Annotated in this window: 21 protein-coding genes, 1 tRNA gene and 1 pseudogene; 14 read left to right on the top strand and 9 right to left on the bottom strand. The window is 68.4% G+C overall.

From position 1 onward, the window contains the following. The first annotated feature begins 8 nt into the window (after positions 1-8). On the top strand, positions 9-200 hold the full coding sequence (locus ADBZ6K_RS02210) for a hypothetical protein (protein ID WP_526344168.1): 192 nt from the start codon (positions 9-11) through the stop codon (positions 198-200). Between the two features lie 6 nt (positions 201-206). Here ADBZ6K_RS02210 and ADBZ6K_RS02205 read toward each other — a convergent pair whose 3' ends face one another. Further along, entirely contained in the window at positions 207-1,319 is a 1,113-nt protein-coding gene (locus ADBZ6K_RS02205) for a beta-keto acid cleavage family enzyme (protein ID WP_526344167.1), read from the bottom strand. 301 nt (positions 1,320-1,620) lie between these two features. On the opposite strand from ADBZ6K_RS02205, the gene ADBZ6K_RS02200 reads away from it, so the two are divergent. Beyond that, positions 1,621-2,685 (top strand): helix-turn-helix transcriptional regulator, encoded by a 1,065-nt coding sequence (locus ADBZ6K_RS02200; protein ID WP_526344166.1) that lies wholly within the window; start codon positions 1,621-1,623, stop codon positions 2,683-2,685. A gap of 46 nt (positions 2,686-2,731) precedes the next feature. Here the strand turns inward: ADBZ6K_RS02200 and ADBZ6K_RS02195 are convergent, their stop codons facing one another. After that, complete coding sequence (locus ADBZ6K_RS02195; RefSeq protein WP_526344165.1) at positions 2,732-3,166, bottom strand: type II toxin-antitoxin system VapC family toxin; 435 nt, start codon at positions 3,164-3,166, stop codon at positions 2,732-2,734. A gap of 3 nt (positions 3,167-3,169) precedes the next feature. Beyond that, positions 3,170-3,475: pseudogene (locus ADBZ6K_RS02190) on the bottom strand (type II toxin-antitoxin system Phd/YefM family antitoxin); the annotation flags it as partial. Between the two features lie 97 nt (positions 3,476-3,572). On the opposite strand from ADBZ6K_RS02190, the gene ADBZ6K_RS02185 reads away from it, so the two are divergent. After that, the gene (locus ADBZ6K_RS02185; RefSeq protein WP_526344164.1) at positions 3,573-3,947 is read left to right on the top strand and encodes a hypothetical protein; all 375 of its coding nucleotides are present in this window, start codon (positions 3,573-3,575) and stop codon (positions 3,945-3,947) included. Between the two features lie 247 nt (positions 3,948-4,194). Here the strand turns inward: ADBZ6K_RS02185 and ADBZ6K_RS02180 are convergent. Further along, positions 4,195-4,280 (bottom strand) — tRNA-Leu (locus tag ADBZ6K_RS02180). Positions 4,281-4,382: 102 nt separating this feature from the next. Here ADBZ6K_RS02180 and ADBZ6K_RS02175 point away from each other — a divergent pair. Beyond that, the gene (locus ADBZ6K_RS02175; protein ID WP_526344163.1) at positions 4,383-5,726 is read left to right on the top strand and encodes a M20/M25/M40 family metallo-hydrolase; all 1,344 of its coding nucleotides are present in this window, start codon (positions 4,383-4,385) and stop codon (positions 5,724-5,726) included. A 28-nt stretch (positions 5,727-5,754) separates the two neighbouring features. Then, positions 5,755-6,285: a YbhB/YbcL family Raf kinase inhibitor-like protein gene (locus ADBZ6K_RS02170; protein WP_526344162.1), complete on the top strand. Its 531-nt coding sequence runs from the start codon at positions 5,755-5,757 to the stop codon at positions 6,283-6,285. A 27-nt stretch (positions 6,286-6,312) separates the two neighbouring features. Here ADBZ6K_RS02170 and ADBZ6K_RS02165 read toward each other — a convergent pair whose 3' ends face one another. From ADBZ6K_RS02165 to ADBZ6K_RS02155, 3 genes are read right to left on the bottom strand one after another with little or no spacing between them, the layout of a single operon-like run. After that, entirely contained in the window at positions 6,313-7,374 is a 1,062-nt protein-coding gene (locus ADBZ6K_RS02165; RefSeq protein WP_526344161.1) for a quinone-dependent dihydroorotate dehydrogenase, read from the bottom strand. Between the two features lie 4 nt (positions 7,375-7,378). Continuing rightward, the gene (locus ADBZ6K_RS02160; RefSeq protein ID WP_526344160.1) at positions 7,379-7,684 is read right to left on the bottom strand and encodes a DUF5703 family protein; all 306 of its coding nucleotides are present in this window, start codon (positions 7,682-7,684) and stop codon (positions 7,379-7,381) included. A 19-nt stretch (positions 7,685-7,703) separates the two neighbouring features. After that, the gene (locus ADBZ6K_RS02155) at positions 7,704-8,741 is read right to left on the bottom strand and encodes a YncE family protein (protein ID WP_526344159.1); all 1,038 of its coding nucleotides are present in this window, start codon (positions 8,739-8,741) and stop codon (positions 7,704-7,706) included. Between the two features lie 150 nt (positions 8,742-8,891). On the opposite strand from ADBZ6K_RS02155, the gene ADBZ6K_RS02150 reads away from it, so the two are divergent. The 5 genes from ADBZ6K_RS02150 (at position 8,892) to ADBZ6K_RS02130 (ending at position 12,333) form a co-directional block, all read left to right on the top strand. Continuing rightward, entirely contained in the window at positions 8,892-9,203 is a 312-nt protein-coding gene (locus ADBZ6K_RS02150; RefSeq protein ID WP_526344158.1) for a hypothetical protein, read from the top strand. Positions 9,204-9,270: 67 nt separating this feature from the next. Beyond that, a complete protein-coding gene (locus ADBZ6K_RS02145; protein ID WP_526344358.1) occupies positions 9,271-10,101 on the top strand; it encodes an undecaprenyl-diphosphate phosphatase in 831 nt (276 codons plus the stop codon). Between the two features lie 50 nt (positions 10,102-10,151). Next, on the top strand, positions 10,152-10,847 hold the full coding sequence (locus ADBZ6K_RS02140; protein WP_526344157.1) for a histidine phosphatase family protein: 696 nt from the start codon (positions 10,152-10,154) through the stop codon (positions 10,845-10,847). Positions 10,848-10,916: 69 nt separating this feature from the next. Next, a complete protein-coding gene (locus ADBZ6K_RS02135; protein ID WP_526344156.1) occupies positions 10,917-11,504 on the top strand; it encodes an Rv2134c family protein in 588 nt (195 codons plus the stop codon). Then, a complete protein-coding gene (locus tag ADBZ6K_RS02130; RefSeq protein ID WP_526344155.1) occupies positions 11,488-12,333 on the top strand; it encodes an Rv2133c family protein in 846 nt (281 codons plus the stop codon). Before ADBZ6K_RS02135 ends, ADBZ6K_RS02130 begins: the two co-directional genes overlap by 17 nt. A gap of 1 nt (position 12,334) precedes the next feature. Here ADBZ6K_RS02130 and ADBZ6K_RS02125 read toward each other — a convergent pair whose 3' ends face one another. Further along, positions 12,335-12,784, bottom strand: a complete 450-nt coding sequence (locus ADBZ6K_RS02125) for an META domain-containing protein (protein WP_526344154.1) — start codon at positions 12,782-12,784, stop codon at positions 12,335-12,337. 66 nt (positions 12,785-12,850) lie between these two features. Here ADBZ6K_RS02125 and ADBZ6K_RS02120 point away from each other — a divergent pair, with 66 nt between their 5' ends. The 4 genes from ADBZ6K_RS02120 to ADBZ6K_RS02105 all read left to right on the top strand — a co-directional run bounded on the left by ADBZ6K_RS02120 (position 12,851) and on the right by ADBZ6K_RS02105 (position 17,478). Continuing rightward, positions 12,851-13,609 carry a 3'(2'),5'-bisphosphate nucleotidase CysQ gene (locus ADBZ6K_RS02120; RefSeq protein WP_526344153.1) on the top strand — a complete coding sequence of 253 codons (759 nt, stop codon included), beginning with the start codon at positions 12,851-12,853 and terminating at the stop codon, positions 13,607-13,609. Between the two features lie 43 nt (positions 13,610-13,652). Further along, positions 13,653-14,894: a cysteine--1-D-myo-inosityl 2-amino-2-deoxy-alpha-D-glucopyranoside ligase gene (gene mshC, locus ADBZ6K_RS02115; RefSeq protein ID WP_526344152.1), complete on the top strand. Its 1,242-nt coding sequence runs from the start codon at positions 13,653-13,655 to the stop codon at positions 14,892-14,894. 68 nt (positions 14,895-14,962) lie between these two features. Continuing rightward, a complete protein-coding gene (locus ADBZ6K_RS02110; RefSeq protein WP_526344151.1) occupies positions 14,963-16,471 on the top strand; it encodes a DUF1254 domain-containing protein in 1,509 nt (502 codons plus the stop codon). Positions 16,472-16,473: 2 nt separating this feature from the next. Further along, on the top strand, positions 16,474-17,478 hold the full coding sequence (locus tag ADBZ6K_RS02105) for a patatin-like phospholipase family protein (protein WP_526344150.1): 1,005 nt from the start codon (positions 16,474-16,476) through the stop codon (positions 17,476-17,478). Between the two features lie 5 nt (positions 17,479-17,483). Here the strand turns inward: ADBZ6K_RS02105 and ADBZ6K_RS02100 are convergent, their stop codons facing one another. Continuing rightward, entirely contained in the window at positions 17,484-18,374 is an 891-nt protein-coding gene (locus ADBZ6K_RS02100; RefSeq protein WP_526344149.1) for a PAC2 family protein, read from the bottom strand. Positions 18,375-18,441 lie beyond the last annotated feature (67 nt).

Here is an 18,441-nt window from a genome sequence, read left to right as displayed (position 1 = left end):
ATACCAGCATGTTCACCGGGTACGGCGTCACCGTCCTGACCGACAATGTGGCCAAACGCATGGCAGACGGCCTCGACAACCGGGGGATCTGGGACGCGATCGACTCGGCGGGGCCCGCGGTGGGGATCCAGACCTCCACCGCGGAGGTCGAGCGCTATCTCGAGGCGCTCAACGACTTCCCGAGCGAGCTGACGGCGTAGCCGGTCTCACAGGACGTAGCGCGGATCCGACGGTGTATCCGTAGGGCGGTGCACCCGTCCGTCGGTGTTGTACGTCAGGAAACCGCGTTCACCGTCCTCGCGATTCGGGGGGAGACCGAGGTTGAACAGGGTTTCCTTCGGGGAGTCGTACCACTCGCCGAGCTTCAGAATCCGCTTGGTCTCTTCGGCGGTGGCGATCGGTCGGCCGAGTTCGTCTGCGATGCTGACCATCTTGCGGACCATCTCAACGGTGGTGAACCGCTGTCCCTTGACCGGTCCCCAGAGGTTGTCCTCGATGCCCGCCCGCACGTGCTGGCCCAGCGCGATACACATCGTCGAAATGGGCCAGACCAGACGGAAGACCGACTGATAGGTGAACGACGACCCCTGGGGTGCGCGACGGATCAGCTCCATCAGGTCGAACGGGTTGGACCCGGCCGTCCCGCCGCCGACCATGCTGTAGAACCCGTTGACCGGACCCATGTACAGACCTTTGCGGATCAGGCGCTCGACGATCTCGAGGGAGTGCACATGGGCCATCGCGAAATAGGCCTGAATCTTCCTCTCGCGCAGGCGCTTCAGATGCTCGATGTAGAACTCGGGAGTTGCATCGGCGACCATCTGGGAGTACTGCCACATGACGTGGGGGTCGGCCATGTGCGTGCCCGCGACATCGTCGAGCGTCGCCAGTGCGGTGATGTCGAAGAGCGACGAGCCGATCGCGACGGTGATCTGGTCGGGTTTGGGGTCGATCTCGGCCAGCATGTGGCGGGTGTCGTAACTCTGCCATTTCGCCACCGAATCCCCTTCGGGGGAAAAGGAGATCGAACCGCCGACCTGTAACACCATGTCGGGCACCGCTTCCCGCAGCCGGCCGATCTGGGCGCCATACTCCTCGATGTTCTTCGAGATCTTGCCCGTCTTGGGATCGCGGACATGCACGTGCAGCATCCGGGCCCCGGCCTCGTAACAGTCGACGGCCTTCTGCACCTGCTCGTCCCAGGTGACGGGTATCTCGCCGGGGAAATCCGAGGGAATCCACGCCGGTCCGTACGGCGCGGCGGTGATGATCAGCGGCGGCTGGTTCTCGGGCAGCAGCGATCGGTCGGTGAAGTACATCGGGTCTCCTCGGTGGTGGGGGCGTGGACGGGGTTATCGGATCTGGGCGAGTTCGTCGGCGATGATCGGGATTGCCAGGTTGCAGCAGGCCTGGACCACACCGTCGCGCCAGGACCGCACACTCATCGGATGGCACGCTCGGGCCCAGGACGGATCCCATTGCTCGAGAACCGGCAGGGCCGGACCCACAACCCCGGCCGATGAGGCGATCCAGCATCGAGTGAAGCCACGGTTGGCGATTCTGCGGCCCGGCACCGTCGACCGCTTGACATTTCGCGACGCATGATCGAGATTTCCCGCCGTGCACGCCATCCGGGCGACCTGCCTGCTGCAGTTCCGCGACCTGGTCACCGAACTCGGCGCGGATCCCGACTATGTCCTGACGGCTGCGGGACTGCGGCCCGAGGATGCCGGGCGATACGACCGTTTCATTCCGCTGCGCGGTGCCGTGCGAGCCGTCGAACTCGCCGCCGACCTCACCGCGGCGCGCGACTTCGGTCGGCGCCTGGCCGCCCGGCGTGGGATCGAGACGATCGGTCCGGTGGGTGTGGCCGCGCAGACTGCGCCGTCCCTCGCCGACGCGTTCACGATCTTCGCCACGTACATCAGCGCCCACAGCCCAGGACTGCAGGTGCGCCTGAACCCATCCGCCGACGGCGCCACCGAATTCTTCGAGTTCAAGATTCTCCTCGACCCGCCGCCGCGCCAGCGCCAGGCGATCGAGCAGTCGCTCGGTGCCTCTTTGCAGATCCTGCGTGAAATCCTCGGCGCCGACTACACGCCCATCGCCGTCCACGTGCCGCACTCGGCATTGACGTCGTCGGCTGACTACATCCGTGATTTCGGCTGCACGCCACACTTTGCGCAACCAAGGGCCGGGTTCGTACTACGCGGGGCGGATCTGCGCCGTCGGCTCCGCGGGCACGCACCAGCACACGACACCGCGGTATCGGTGCTGTCGGAGATGGTCGTCCAGTCGGCGCCCACGCTTACACAGACCGTGACTGACCTGGCCAACCTGCTGCTGCCGACCGGGGCGCTGCGGATCGAACTCGTCGCAACGCGCGTGCGGCTGCATCCCCGCGCATTACAGCGCAGGCTGGCCACGGAAGGCACCAGCTACGGTGCGCTCGTCGACAAGGTCCGCCGCCAAACCGCCGAACGGTACCTGCGCGACACCGACATCAGCCTGGACCATCTCACTCGGCTGCTCGGGTATGCCGAACAAAGCGTCCTCACCCGGTCGTGCCGGCGGTGGTTCGGGAGTTCGCCCAGTGCCTACCGTCGTCGTATCGCTGAGAAGGTGTCCGACGGGGGACTTGTCCACCTGCGACACGGGTCCTGGCCTGGCGAATTCGGTACCTGATCGTCGTCCGTGCTGGATTGACCCACTCTGATGTTGATCGGTCGGATTAGTGGTCGAGTTGGGCGGGGGCGACGCGGCACCCGGCGGCGTGGGCTCCCGCGTGCAGGCGTCGGTCCCAAACGGCGACGATCAGGCCGGGGTCGCTGACTGCCAACGCGCTGGCCAGATGGACCGCGTCGGCTCCGCGTAAGGCATGGGCTCGGGCGAGGCGGCCGGCGTGCCGTTCAATCGACGCGGTGAGTTCGACTGGGCGGGTGGCGGCCCAGAAGTCCTCCCAGTCACGCTCGGCACCGGCGAGCTCGGATTCGGTTAGGTCGTGATTGCGGGCTGCTGCAGCGAGTGCGGCGCGGACTTCGGGGTAGGCCAGACGGCTGGACAATGCGGCGTCGCAGCCATCCCATAGCGCGGACGCCAGCGAGCTCCCTGTCTCGGCGGTGAGAAGTTTGACGAAGGCGCTGGCGTCGAAGTAGACGAGCGGCACCGGTCAGCGCCGCTGGTCGCTGACCCGCTCAGACACCGGCCGCCGCGGTTGGGGTCGGGACCGACCCGCAGCGACGGGCCGCTGCGCGGTGGCCTTGCCAATCACGCCTTCGGCCGTGAGACGCTCCAAGGTGCCTGCGCTGTCCAGCGAAGTGAGTCGCGCGACCGGAATCCCGCGGTCGGTGATGACGACATCACCACCAGCCCGAGCTCGATCGAGCCAATCGCTGAGGTGCGCGCGCAACTCGGTCACGGATACCTCCACACCGTGAAATGTACACTTACCCAACCATCATTTGTACATGTCACTGCTGAGGCAGAAGGGCGACATAAGCCCGCGGTCGCAGCGTGGGACCCTGCGACTCGGGTAACAGGCCGCTTACCGCGACGGGGATGCCGCGCCGATCGTGCAACGGTTCAGCGAAGCGTCGTTTCGCGTCGTGATCAATGGCCGGCGCCTGGTGAGCGATCTGCGCAGCATCCGCAGCGGGTGGGCGGACCGGATCAACGCGCGATCCGGGACGGTGGTGCAGCGCTTGGCCGACCTGCTGCTCAAACGCCCTGTGGTGAATGCCGCGCTGCTCGAAACCGAGCTCGGCATCCGCATCGTGCACGTCTACCGCAATCTGGACCCGCTCATCGAAGCCGGGATCATCACAGAGACCACCAGCTACTCCCGCAACCGCATCTGGCGCGTGCTCGAGGTGCTGGCAGCACGCGACGCTTTCGCCGAACGAGCAGGACGGCGCGGACTGGCGGCTGAGCCGGGTGCAAGCCCATGATTGGCGTCGGGGTTCCCGGTGGGCAACTGGGTCGTCTGGGGTTGGGGGCGGCTCATTGCGCTTCGTTCCAAGCGACGCCATCCGGCGCTGTCGTTTCCTGACGGGGTCCTGGTGGCGGGTCGGGGATGCCGCTAGCAGTCGGACAGAATGAGGACATCAACGCGATGCCCAATCGACATCAGCAAATACAGAGAACCCGCCCTGACCGAGTTAGGAGCGGGTTTTCTATCTGTGTAGCCAGGAAATGTGTCCGAGGGGGGACTTGAACCCCCACGCCCGTTAATAGGGCACTAGCACCTCAAGCTAGCGCGTCTGCCATTCCGCCACTCGGACTCGTTGTGGGCAGCTAAGGCTATCGGATGGACCCGCCCTCACCCAAACCCGGCACCCGCGTCGAACGCGGAGGTCGATGGCCCGCGTCGAACGCGGAGGTCGATGGTAGGAAAGGTGACTGTGACTGGTTCCGCGGATGAAGTCGTCGATCTCGTCAGCGCGCTGATCCAATTCGACACCTCCAACACTGGCGACCTGTCCACCACCAGGGGTGAGGCGGAGTGTGCGCGGTGGGTGGCCGCTCAACTCGAAGAGGTCGGCTACCAGACCGAATACGTCGAATCCGGGGCGCCGGGGCGCGGCAACGTCTTCGCGCGGCTCCCGGGCGCGGATCGGTCACGCGGTGCGCTGCTGGTGCACGGGCACCTCGACGTGGTGCCCGCCGAGGCCGCCGACTGGAGCGTGCATCCGTTCTCCGGCGCGGTCGAGGACGGTTACGTCTGGGGTCGCGGTGCGATCGACATGAAGAACATGATCGGGATGATGATCGCCGTCGCGCGGCACTTCAAACGCGCGGGGATCGTGCCGCCGCGCGATCTGGTCTTCGCCTTCTTCGCGGACGAGGAGGCCGGCGGTAGATACGGCGCGAAATGGCTGGTGGAGAACCGCCCGGATCTGTTCGACGGCGTCACGGAGGCGGTCGGTGAGGTGGGTGGCTACTCGCTGACCGTCCCGCGCCGCGACGGCGGGGAGCGCCGGCTCTATCTCATCGAGACGGCGGAGAAGGGGATGTTGTGGATGCGCCTGACCGCGCGCGGGCGCGCCGGGCATGGATCGATGGTGCACGACGACAACGCCGTCACCGCCGTCGCCGAGGCGGTGGCCAGACTGGGGCGACATCGGTTCCCGCTGGTCCTGCACCCGGCGGTCGCCGAGTTCCTGGCCGCCGTCGCCGAGGAGACCGGATACAGCTTCGACCCGGATTCGCCCGACATCGAGGGCGCCGTCGCCAAGCTGGGTTCCATCTCCCGCATCATCAACGCCACCCTGCGCGACATCGCCAACCCGACGATGTTGCAGGCCGGCTACAAGGCCAACGTGATTCCGGCGACGGCGGAGGCGGTACTGGATTGCCGGGTGCTGCCCGGGCGGCAGGCCGCGTTCGAAGCCGAGGTCGACGAGCTGATCGGCCCCGACGTCAGCCGCGAGTGGGTGACCGAGCTGCCGTCCTACGAGACGTCGTTCGACGGGGATCTGGTCGACGCGATGAACGCGGCGCTGCTGGCCGTCGACCCCGAGGCGCGTACCGTGCCATATCTGCTTTCTGCGGGCACCGACGCGAAACACCTTGCGCGCCTGGGTATCCGATGCTTCGGGTTCATCCCGCTGCGGCTGCCGCCGGAACTCGATTTCACGGCGCTGTTCCACGGCGTCGACGAACGGGTGCCGGTCGATTCACTGCTGTTCGGCACCGACGTCCTCGAACGCTTCCTGACCGACTGCTGACCCACCACCGAGAAAGGGATTATCCGCCATGGCTTTTCCGTACAACCCCTACGACTTCCTGCCCCAGCTGCCGGGTTTCACGCTCACCTCGGAGTCGGTCACCGATGGCGCACCGCTGGCCAACGCTCAGGTCAGCGGCCTGATGGGGGCCGGGGGCGAGGATGTGTCGCCGCAGCTGAGCTGGTCGGGATTCCCCGAGGAGACCCGCAGCTTCGCCGTCACCATGTATGACCCCGACGCGCCGACGGCATCGGGATTCTGGCACTGGGCGGTGGCCAACCTGCCCGCCACCGTGACGGACCTGCCCGCCGGCGTCGGTGACGGCAGCGAACTGCCCGGTGACGCACTGACATTGAGCAACGATGCGGGCCTGCGGCGGTTTGTCGGTGCCGCGCCGCCCGCCGGACACGGAGCCCACCGGTACTTCATCGCCGTGCACGCGCTGCCGGTGGAAAAGCTCGAGCTGCCCGAGACGGCGACGCCGGCCTACCTGGGCTTCAACCTGTTCGCCCATGCGATCGCCAGGGCGCTCATCCACGGCACCTACGAGCAGAACTGAACAGGACTGAACGGCACCGGGAAAGAACTACCGTGCCGCGGAGCCGACGGCATCGGCCAGCGAGCTGAAACCGCCGTCGTGCAGGCGGCGGGCGATGCCGTCGTGGATGTGCTTGGCCCACAGACCGCCGCCATAGACGAAGCCGGTGTAGCCCTCGAGCAGCGAGGCACCCGACACGATGCGTTCCCAGGCGTCGTCGGCGGTTTCGATGCCGCCGACGCTGATCAGCACCAGCCGGTCACCGACGCGGCCGTAGAGCCGGCGCAGCACCTCCAGCGACCGGTGGGCCACCGGCGGGCCGGAGATCCCGCCCGAGCCGAGGTCGGCCACCTCCGGCGTGGCAATGCCGTCCCTGGACACCGTGGTGTTGGTCGCCACGATGCCTGCGAGGCCCAGTTCGACGGCCAGGTCGGCAATGTCGTCGACGTCGGAATCGGACAGATCGGGGGCGATCTTGACCAGCACGGGGGTGGTGGTCTCCGCCGCGACGGCGGCAAGGATCGGCCGCAGCGACTCCACCGCCTGCAGGTCACGCAGCCCGGGGGTGTTCGGCGAGCTGACGTTGACCACCACGAACGCCGCCAGCGAGCCGACCAGCCTGGCGCTGCGCTGGTAGTCGTCGACCGCCCCGTGCGGCGGGGTCACCTTGGTCTTGCCGATGTTCACCCCGATCGGGACGTCGGGCGTGTGTTCGGTCAGCCGCAGCGCCAACTCGCCCGCGCCGTGGTTGTTGAAGCCCATCCGGTTGAGCAACGCGCGATCGTCGGGCAGCCGGAACAGCCGCGGCTCCGGATTGCCTGGTTGCGCCTGCGCGGTCACGGTCCCCACCTCGGCGAAACCGAAGCCCAGCGCGCCCCACGCCGCCAGCCCGCGACCGTCCTTGTCGAAGCCGGCGGCCAAGCCGAGTGGCCCGGGAAACCGCACCCCGAAAACCGTGCTGGCCAGCACCGGGTCGTGCGGTGCCAGCCAGCGGGCCAGCGCCCGGCGCAGCGGTGCAGGCAGCGTCACACCGCGCAGCACCGCGAACACCCAGGTGTGGATGCGTTCGGGGGGCACGACGAAGAACGCCCGACGTAGCAGCGCGTACATGCGTCTAGAGCTCCGGCTGATCGGCGACGCCTAAGACGCCTGAGACGCCTGAGACGCCTGAGACGCCTGAGACGCCTGAGCCGCCCGTGGAATCGGCCGTCTTCCTGCGCCGTAGCAGGACTCGCCTGCTGCCGTCGGTGTAGGCGCGCACCCGGGTCAGTTCCCACCCCCGGTACTCGGCTTCGATTGACAGCCGGGTCGACGCGCTCAGCCGGGTCACGTCGGGCGGCAGCCGCAGGGGCACCCACTCGTACTCGTCAGACAGGTCGCTCTCCCATCCGGCTGGAATGCGGCCGCGGTGTGCCGTCATGGGTGGCTTGCCGCACACATCATGGGCGGCTCGCCGCCGCGTTGGAGATCACCTGCACACCCGCTCCCGATCCGGACACCACATACAGCGTGCCAGAACTGTCGTCGAAGGCCAGGAGGTCGGGTTGCCGCACGGTTCGATATCGCACCTTCTCCACGGGGATGCCGGTGGCCAGATCGTAACCAATCACCGTGTTGGCGGCTGTCTGCGACACCCAGGCCAGCTCTGAGGATCCGGCCAGCCCGTACGGGGCGTCACCTACGGGGTAGCGCTGGCGAAGGATCAGCGGATCGGTGCCGAAGACCAGCAGCGAATCGCCCCTGGTGTCGGCGACCAGCACCCTGCCCTGCGGGTCGACGGCGATGGTGGTGGCGCCCTCCCCGGCCCGCAGCGCCTGACCGACCTTGGTTCCGCTGGGGTCGATGGTCGTCACCGACGTCTGCGCGCGGTCCAGCACGACGGCGATGTCGCCCTGGGTGACAACGGAATCCACGTGCGCGAAGACGGCGAGTTCGGCGCCGACCGCGGTGTCGGAGCTCAGCGTGTAGACCGCGCCGTCGGCGCTGCCGAGGACGAGTCGGCCGTCGGCGCGCCGGGCGATCGCCGTGAAGTCGGCATCCTGCCCGCCTTCGATGTCGAACCGGGTCGTCTCGGCGTGGGCGACGTCGAAGCGTAGGTAGCCGCCGCGGATGGACAGATACAGCGTGCCGTGGCCGTCGCCGGTGATCGCGGTGGCCGGCGCGGGTAGCGGCACGGTCCGCGGCGGATCCGTTCCCGCCAGGACCGCCAGCGTCGACCGCCCGTCGGTCCCGGATCCGAGCACCGCCAGCGTCCGTGTCGCCGAGTCGAACACCGCGCCCCGGGCCGAAACGTCCAGCGCAACGACGGACCCCGCCGGGTTGCCGGTCACCGGAGGCGACGCCGCGGCCTCGGCGGGCACGATGGTGGGCGGCGGGGCGTCGACCGGGTTAGCCGAACAGGCCGCCAGCGCCGCGATCACCGCGAAGGCCGCGCCGCCGCGGCGGAGCCGACCTGCGAGGTAGGGACGATGGGGCACGGGGACTTTCGGGTCGGGGAGCAACGAACGGTGGCGTGAACCGGCACGGCAGATCCCCGCCAGGTCGCCACGCAAGTCTAGGCAGGACTGTCTGCGCAATTTCGCCATGTCTGGACCACGCTATGCCCGCGGCGGCCGTATAGTGCCGGTATGACGCTCGCCGCCGATCGGGAAACGGACACGGGGGAGTTTGCTATCGAGGACATTTCCACTGGTGTCCACGCCAGTGGTTTTGGCCGAGTAGGCGACGGACGCAGCTTCTCCTTCCACATCGAGCGCCAGTTGCTGGTCGTCGAGGTGTACCGCCCGCGGGTGATCGGTCCGGTGCCGCAGGCCGAGGACGTGGTCGCGGTCGCCACCCGCAAGCTCACCGACATCGACCTGTCCGACGAGCGCAGCGTCGCCGCAGCGGTGCGTGACGCGGTCGCCGCCGCGCAGCCGGTGTCGCGTAGCACACGCTGACCCCTCGCTGACCTGCCGTCCACCGCGGCCCACGGTACGGTCAGTCGTCGTGACTGTTGTGCCGGAAATGTCGTGGCTGCAGGTCGTCGTGCTTGCCGTGGTGCAGGGACTTACCGAATTCCTGCCGATTTCGTCCTCGGGGCACCTGGCGATCGTGTCCCGGCTGTTCTTTGCCGAGGATGCCGGGGCGTCGTTCACCGCGGTCACCCAGCTGGGCACCGAGGTCGCCGTCCTGGTCTACTTCGCCCGCGACATCGGACGAATCGTCAAGGCGTGGTTCGCCGGGCTGTTCAACTCCGCGCAGCGGGGAGTCGACTACCGGCTCGGTTGGTATGTGATCATCGGCACGATTCCGATCGCGGTGTTCGGGCTGTTGTTCAAGGACGAGATCCGCACTGTGGCACGCAATCTTTGGCTGGTCGCGACCGCGCTTGTGGTGTTCTCGGCGGTCATCGCCGCCGCCGAGTATTTCGGCAGGCAGACCCGCGATGCCGCCAAGCTGACCTGGCGCGACGGCGTGATCGTTGGCCTGGCCCAATGCCTGGCGCTGGTTCCCGGTGTCTCCCGGTCCGGCGCCACCATCAGCGCGGGGTTGTTCCTGGGGCTCGAGCGCGAGCTGGCCGCCCGCTTCGGCTTCCTGCTGGCCATCCCCGCCGTGTTCGCCTCCGGCCTGTTCTCGCTTCCCGACGCGTTCCACCCGGTCGGGGAGGGGATGAGCGCCACCGGCCCGCAGTTGCTGGTGGCCACGCTGGTCGCGTTCGTCGTCGGGTTCGCCGCGGTGGCCTGGTTCCTGCGATTCCTGGTCCGCCATAGCATGTACTGGTTCGTCGGCTACCGCGTCATTGCCGGGGCAGTGGTCCTGGTGCTGCTCGGCACCGGGGTGCTGGCCGCGACATAGCCACCCGATAGCCACCCGAATACCGACCGATAACGACCGGAGAGGCCTGCTTGACCGTCATCCTGTTGCGGCACGGGCGGTCGACCTCGAACACCGCTCAGACGCTGGCCGGCCGCAGTGAAGGCGTCGGCCTCGACGACAAGGGTCTGGAACAGGCTGCGGCCGTGGTGGACCGGATCGGCGCGCTGCCGCTGCGCGCGATTGTGCGCTCACCGCTGCTGCGGTGCGCCCAGACGGTGGAGCCGCTGGCCGCCGCCCTCGGGCTGGAACCCGTCGTCGACGAGCGGCTCGCCGAGGTGGACTACGGCAGCTGGACGGGTCGCAAGATCGTCGAGCTGGTGAAGGAACCGCTGTGGGCCGTGGTGCAACAGCAGCCCAGTGCGGCGGTGTTTCCCGGCGGGGAGGGGCTGGCGCAGGTGCAGGCCCGCGCGGTCGCGGCGGTGCGTGAACACGACCGCGTCCTGGCCGAGCGGCACGAAGGGGACGTGCTGTGGCTGGCGTGCACCCACGGTGACGTCATCAAGGCGGTGGTTGCCGACGCACTGGGCACCCACCTGGACAGCTTCCAGCGCATCACCGCCGACACCGCCTCGATGAGCGTCATCCGCTACACCCCGCTTCGTCCGTTCGTCATGCACGTCAACCACACGGGTTCCCAGCTGACGTCGGCTCTGCTCGCCAAGCCGCCCGCCGTGGAGGGTCAGGTGCCGCGGGAAGACGCGACCGTCGGCGGCTCCACCGACTGATGACCGTTCGCGGCGCGCTCACCCGGTGATTACTCCAGCGGTGCTCGTACCGGTATTTTGGAGGGTGCCATGGCCCGCGCAATTCATGTGTTCCGTATGCCCGACCGTTTTGTGGCCGGGACCGTCGGGCAACCCGGAAACCGCACCTTCTACCTGCAGGCGGTTCACGACAAGCGGGTGGTGTCGGTGATCCTGGAGAAGCAGCAGGTCGCGGTTCTCGCGGAGCGGATCGCGGCGCTGCTGCTTGAGGTCAACCGCCGGTTCGGCACACCGATCCCGCCCGATACCGGGGAGGTCGAGGATCTCAGTCCGCTCGTCACGCCGGTGGACGCGGAGTTCCGGGTGGGCACGATGGGGCTGGGCTGGGATTCGGAGGCGCAGACCATCGTCGTCGAGCTGCTCGCGGTGTCGGACACCGAGTTCGACGCTTCTGTGGTGCTCGACGACGCCGAGGAGGGGCCGGACGCGGTCCGGGTGTTCTTGACGCCGGAATCGGCGCGCCAGTTCGCCACCCGGTCCAACCGGGTGATCTCGGCGGGCCGTCCGCCCTGCCCGCTGTGCGACGAACCCCTGGATCCGGAAGGTCACATCTGCGTGCGCACCAACGGTTACCGCCGCGGAGCCCTCGCCGGATCCGACGATGACGCCGACGGCTGAGCGCGCATCCGGCGACTGTGAGGCCTTGCGACGCGGCGAGCTGACCGTCATCGGACGAATCCGCTCCGCCAGCAACGGCACCTTCCTGTGCCAGGCCCATCTGGACCACACGGTGGTGCACTGCGTGTACAAGCCCATCGCCGGGGAGGCACCGCTGTGGGATTTCCCGGACGGCACCCTGGCAGGCCGGGAGATGGCGGCATATCTCGTTTCGGCGGCGCTGGGCTGGGACATCGTGCCCTACACCATCATTCGTGACGGACCGGCAGGGCTGGGCATGCTGCAGCGGTGGGTCCACCAACCCGCGGACGCGAGGAGCGAAAGTGGATCCGCTGACGACGAACCGCAGCCCGGTCCCGACCTGGTCGACCTGATGCCCGCGGGCCACATCCCGCCGGGGTACCTACCCGTCCTGCAGGCCTACGACTATTCGGGCCAGGAGGTGACGTTGGTGCACGCCGACGACGCCCGCCTGCGCCGGATGGCGGTGTTCGACGTGCTCATCAACAACGCCGACCGCAAGGGCGGCCACATCCTTTCCGGCGTCGACGGCGGGGTGTACGGCGTGGATCACGGCGTCAGCATGCACGTCGAGGACAAGCTGCGCACCGTGCTTTGGGGATGGGCGGGCAAACCGATCGACGACGAGACGCTGCAGAGGGTCGCGTCGCTGCGCGAGCAGCTGCACGACGAGCTCGCCGACCGGCTCTGCGCCCACATCACCAATCGCGAACTCGATGCGCTGGACGCCAGAATCGTTGCCCTGCTCAACAATCCGGTGATGCCGTCGCCGGATCGGCGCAGGCCGATCCCGTGGCCGGCGTTCTGACTCAGGCGGATCGCCAGGACAGGATGCCGCCGTCGGCGTACAGCGACAGGTGCAGCTGACCGTCCTTGAACAGATATCCGCGCACATTGGACAGCGCCGTGCCCACCTGCTGGTCGACGGTCGGCGGCGGGCACATCAGCAACGTGGTGGCGATGGGGCCGAAGATCAGGCTGCCGGACTCCCCGGCATCGGAGGACTCGGCCTGCCACGACGCGCTGCCGCGGTTGCAGTCGATGCGGAATGCCGCCTGCCCGTCGTCGCCGAAACTGACGGTGTACCGGCCCGGTTCGGGAATCGGTGTGGCGCCCTGGCTGTCGTCCATCGACTGGATCTGCACCAGCTCCCACGTCGTCCCGGCCAGGGTGGGCGCCTCCTGCGACGCGGCGCAGGCGGACGCCGTCAGCACGACCCAGACCGCAGGCAGACCTGCCATCAGTCGACGGATGCGCACGCCGGCGAATGTACCCGCGGCGAACCAGGCCGAGCGGCGGGATTGCCCGACCCCGATACTGAATCGGTGACCCTGACCGATGCGGCGCTGGCGGCCGAGGTGGCTCGGGAGGCCGGGGAGATGCTCCTTGCGATGCGCTCGGAGGCCGGCTTCCGCGATCCCTACGAACTCGGCGACGCAGGCGACAAGCGGGCCAATGACCTCATCCTCGAGCGGCTCTACCGCGAACGCCCGGGCGATTCGGTGCTGTCGGAAGAGGCCGCGGACGACCCGTCCAGGGTGGATGCCGACCGGGTGTGGATCGTCGACCCGGTCGACGGCACTTGGGAGTTCTCCCGGCCGGGCAGGCAGGACTGGGCGGTGCACATCGCCCTGTGGCAGCGGACGGGCCCAACTGGAGGCCTGACCGACGCCGTGGTCGCGCTGCCCGCCCGCGGCGAGGTATACCGCTCGGACACCGTGGTCGGGCCGCCACCGCGCGCCGCCGGACCGATCCGCGTCACCGCCAGTTCGCACCGCCCGCCTGCCGTGCTGTGGCGGCTGCGTGACCGGCTCGACATCCAGACCGTGCGCATCGGATCGGCGGGTGCCAAGGCCATGGCGGTGGTCCGCGGTGACGTCGACGCCTACATTCACGCCGGTGGGCAGTGGGAGTGGGATTCGGCCGCGCCCGCCGGGGTGGTGCTGGCTGCGGGACTGCACGCCTCGCGGCTGGACGGTTCGCCGCTCATCTACAACCGGCGCGACCCCTACCTGCCGGATCTGCTGATGTGCCGCGCCGAGCTGGCGGGTCCGCTGCTCACCGAGATCGCGGCGGCGAGCTGAGCCGATACCGGCGCATCCGAGCCGACGCCCTAGAGTCGACATCATGCGATCGTGGCCGGCGCCCAGCGTCCCGGTAGTGCCGGGGCGGGGACCTCAGTTACGGCTCTATGACACCGCCGACCGGCAGGTCCGCCCGGTCGCCCCCGGCGCGGACGCCACCATGTACGTGTGCGGCATCACCCCCTACGACGCCACCCATCTGGGTCACGCCGCCACCTACCTGACCTTCGACCTCGTGCACCGGCTGTGGCTGGACGCCGGGCTGGGGGTGCGTTACGTCCAGAACGTCACCGACGTCGACGATCCGCTGTTCGAGCGGGCCGCCCGCGACGGCGTGGATTGGCGCGCGCTGGGCGACCGCGAGACCGAGCTGTTCCGCGAGGACATGGCCGCACTGCGGGTGTTGCCGCCGCGCGACTATGTCGGCGCCACCGAGGCCATCGCGGAAGTGGTGGAGCTGGTGGAGAAGATGCTGGCCTCCGGGGCCGCCTACACCGTCGACGACCCCGTCTATCCCGACGTGTACTTCCGCGCCGACGCAACGGCACAGTTCGGCTACGAGTCGGGTTATGACAGGGACACCATGCTGCGGTTGTTCTCCGAACGCGGCGGCGATCCCACCCGTGTCGGCAAGGCCGACGAACTCGATGCGCTGATGTGGCGGGCCGCGCGGCCGGGGGAGCCCAGCTGGCCGTCGCCCTTCGGGCCCGGCAGACCGGGCTGGCACGTGGAGTGCACGGCGATCGCCCTCAGCCGGATCGGCATGGGCGTCGACATCCAGGGCGGCGGCAGCGACCTGATCTTCCCGCATCACGAGTTCTCCGCCGCCCATGCCGAATCCGTAACGGGGGATCGGCGATTCGCCAGGCACTACGTACACGCGGGGATGATCGGCTGGGATGGGCACAAGATGTCCAAGAGCCGGGGCAACCTCGTGCTGGTGTCCGGGCTGCGCGCCGACGGCGTCGAACCCGCGGCCATCCGCCTCGGCCTGCTCGCCGGGCACTACCGTGCCGACCGGTCCTGGAGCTCCCAGGTGCTCGCCGAGGCGCAGGACCGCCTGCAGCGCTGGCGTTCTGCCGCCACGCTGCCAGCGGGACCCGATCCCACCGATGTCATCGCGCGGCTGCGCGCGTATCTCGCCGATGACCTCGATACGCCGAAAGCCCTTGCTGCACTTGATGGTTGGTCCACCGATGCGCTCGAGTACGGGGGTCGCGACAGTGCCGCGCCCGCTGCGGTCGCCGTTGCCGTCGATGCGTTGTTGGGTGTGCCCTTGTGCTAGGCGGGACATAGCGGTCTATAGGCGTGCCGTCCACCGGATTCCGGTGGCGGTGGAGTACGTTTCGGGCTATGGGTGCTGTTTCCGGGAAGGTCGTTCTCATCACCGGCGCAGCCAACGGTATCGGGGCGAACGTCACGCGGCGCCTGCTGACGCTGCTCGCCGCGCTGCTGCTGCTGGCCGGGTGCGCCGGCCAGACCACCGAATCCCAGACCGAGCAGACGACCACGTCGTCACCGCCCCCGGGCGAGACGGCGGTCACGCCCGAGCAGGCCAGGGCGATCGCCAAGGATGCCTACATCTACGGCTTCCCGATCGTCGACAACTACCGGGTGCTGTACTCCTACTTCGTCGACAAGCAGGATCCGGAGTACAAGGGCGGCTGGAACGAGATCCACAACACCGCTCGGGTCTATACGCCCGAGGACAAGACGATCCAGACACCCAACTCCGACACGCCCTACTCCGCGGTCGGCGCCGACCTGCGCGCCGAACCGCTGGTGCTCACCGTCCCGCCGATCGAACAGGACCGCTACTACTCGCTGCAGTTCGTCGACGGCTACACCTACAACATCGCCTATGCAGGCAGCAGGACGACCGGCAACGGCGGTGGCAACTATCTGCTGGCGGGCCCGGGTTGGAAGGGGGAGAAGCCGGAGGGGATCGACGAGGTCATCCGGTCCGACACCGACCTGGCCTTCGTGCTGTACCGCACCCAGCTGTTCGGGCCGTCGGATCTGGAAACCGTCGAGAAGATCCAGGCCGGCTACCAGGTGGCGCCGCTGTCGGTCTTCCTCAAACGGCCGGCTCCGCCGCCCGCGCCGCCGATCGACTTCGTCCCGCCGCTGACTCCCGACCAGCAGAAGACTTCCCCGCAGTTCTTCGAGATCCTCAACTTCGCGCTGCGGTTCGCCCCGGCCCCGCCATCCGAGCAGGGCCTTCGGAACCGGTTCGCCACCATCGGTATCGGCCCCGACGGTGACTTCGACGCCGACGCACTGTCCCAGGAGATGCGCTCGGCGATCGAGGGCGGGATGGCCGACGCGTGGGCGGAGTTCGACACCTTCAAGAAGGACAAGGTGGACACCGGGCAGGTCGGTTCGGCGCAGTTCTTCGGCACCGCCGAGGACCTGAAGGGCAATTACCTGTATCGGATGGCAGGCGCGGTGCTGGGAATCTACGGGAACACCGCCGCCGAGGCGCTGTACCCAAGCTTCACCGCCGATGCCGACGGCGCACCCCTGACCGGCGCCAACGACTACACGTACCGGTTCGCACCGGGTCAGCTGCCCCCGGTGAACGCGTTCTGGTCGCTGACCATGTATGAGCTGCCGTCCAGCCTGCTGGTGGCCAACCCGATCAACCGGTACCTCATCAACTCCGAGATGCTGACCAGCCTGGTGGCCGACCCGGACGGCGGCTACACCTTCGACATCCGAAACGCCTCGCCGGGACGCGACGCGGAGTCCAACTGGCTGCCCGCGCCGAAGGGTCCGTTCGTGCTGGTGCTGCGGCTGTACTGGCCGAAACCCGACGCGCTCAACGGCACCTGGCAGGCACCCAAGCCGTCGCGGGACTAGCGGTGCCCCCCGCCAAGCGGGCCGACCTGGTGCTGTCCGGCGGCGGTGTGAAGGGCATCGGCCTGGTCGGTGCCGTCGCCGCCCTGGTGGCCGCCGGTTACAAGCCGCAGCGCATCTCCGGCACCTCGGCGGGCGCCCTGGTGGGTGCGGTGCTGGCCGCGGCGGTGCAGAGCGGGCGCGTCAATGCCGCGGACCTCCGCAAGCTCGCCATCGAGATCGACTACCGCCGCTTCCTCGACCCCGGCCTGATCGAACGCATACCAATCCTCGGACCGGCCTGGGGCATCGTCACCGGCGACGGCGTGTACCGCGGGGACGCCCTGCGCACGTGGGTGGCCGACCGCCTGGCCGAGTACGGGGTGTCGACCTTCGCCGACCTCAAGATCTCCAATCCGTCGCTGCCGCCCGAACAGCGCTATCGCCTGGTGGTGACGGTCGCGGACGTCTCACTGGGGCAGTTGATCCGGCTGCCCTGGGACTACCGGCGGGTGTACGGGCTGAATCCCGACGTCCAGTCGGTGGCCGCAGCGGTGCGGGCGTCGACCGCGATCCCGTTCTTCTACCACCCCGCGACCCTGACCAGCGCCGAAGGTCGCAGGTCCACGCTGGTCGACGGCGGGTTGCTGTCGAACTTCCCCATCGACTCGCTGGACCGTACCGATGGCAGGCCGCCGCGCTGGCCCACCTTCGGGGTCACGCTGTTGCCCGAACTGCCCGCCGAAAGCCAGCAGCTGATCCCGGCGCTTCGCCCGTTGCGCCTGCTCGGCCCGCCAACCCTGCTCGAACAGGTGGTGACCACGATCCTCGTCGGACACGACCAGGCGTACCTGAGCCAGCCGTGGGTCAGCGCGCGCACCATCCGGGTGGACACCACCGACGTCGGGGTTCTGGACTTCGACCTGTCCGAGCAACAGAAGCTCGCGCTCTACGACAAGGGCTTCGTTGCGGCCACGGAGTTCCTCGAGACGTGGGACTTCGCGGGCTATGTGGCACGGTTCCGGGATTAGCCCCGCTAGCGCCCGAAACCCGGCCCGCGTCTGCGCAGATACCGTTCGAACTCGGCCGCCAGCGCGTCGCCGTCAATCTTGCCGATCACCTCGTTCATGTCGACCTCTGCGTCGCCGCGCTGCTCCAGAGAGCTCACATACTCGGCGATCTCGTCGTCCTCGGCGGTCATCTCGGTGACCGCGTCCTCCCACTCCTCGGCCTGGGCCGGCAGGTCGGCGAGCGGGACCTCGATGTCGAGGACATCCTCGACCCGGCGCAGCAGCGCCACGGTGGCCTTCGGGTTGGGGGGTTGAGACACGTAGTGGGGGACGGCCGCCCAGAACGTGACGGCGGGGATCCCGGCTTGCACGCAGGCGTCCTGGAACACCCCCGCGATCCCCGTTGGCCCCTCGTAGCGGGTTTGTTCGAGCCCGAAGAACTTCGCCGACTCCGGTGAGTAGGCGGCGCCGGAGACGGGCACCGGACGGGTGTGCGGCGTGTCGGCCAACAGCGCACCCAGGATGACCACGGTGTGCACGTTGAGTTTGTCGGCGATCGCGAGCAGTTCCGCGCAGAACGTCCGCCACCGCATATTCGGCTCAACGCCATGCATCAGCACGATGTCGCGATCGCTGCCGGGGGGTCTGCAGTGCGAGATCCGCATCGACGGCCACACCAGTTCGCGTGTCACCCCGTCGACCTGGCGTATCACCGGCCGGTTGACCTGGTAGTCGTAGTAGGACTCGTCGTCGATCTCGACGATCGACTCCGCCTCCCAGATGGCATCCAGGTGCTCGAGCGCATCGCTGGCCGCGTCACCGGCGTCATTCCAGCCCTCGAACGCTGCGACGACGATGGTGTCGCGCAGGTCGGGCAGGTCGGATCGCTTCGGACCGCTGAAATCCGAGGGGGTCACGAGGCCAGCGTAAGCCCTGTCAGGGCGAGATGACGGGCATCGGCCCGCACCCGGGTTCGCGCGATGA

Origin of the sequence: Mycobacterium sp. (assembly GCF_044223235.1) — a bacterium.
GTDB lineage: Bacteria > Actinomycetota > Actinomycetes > Mycobacteriales > Mycobacteriaceae > Mycobacterium.
The sequence above is the reverse complement of the archived record's forward strand: the minus strand, read 5'-3'. Positions and strand labels throughout refer to the sequence as shown.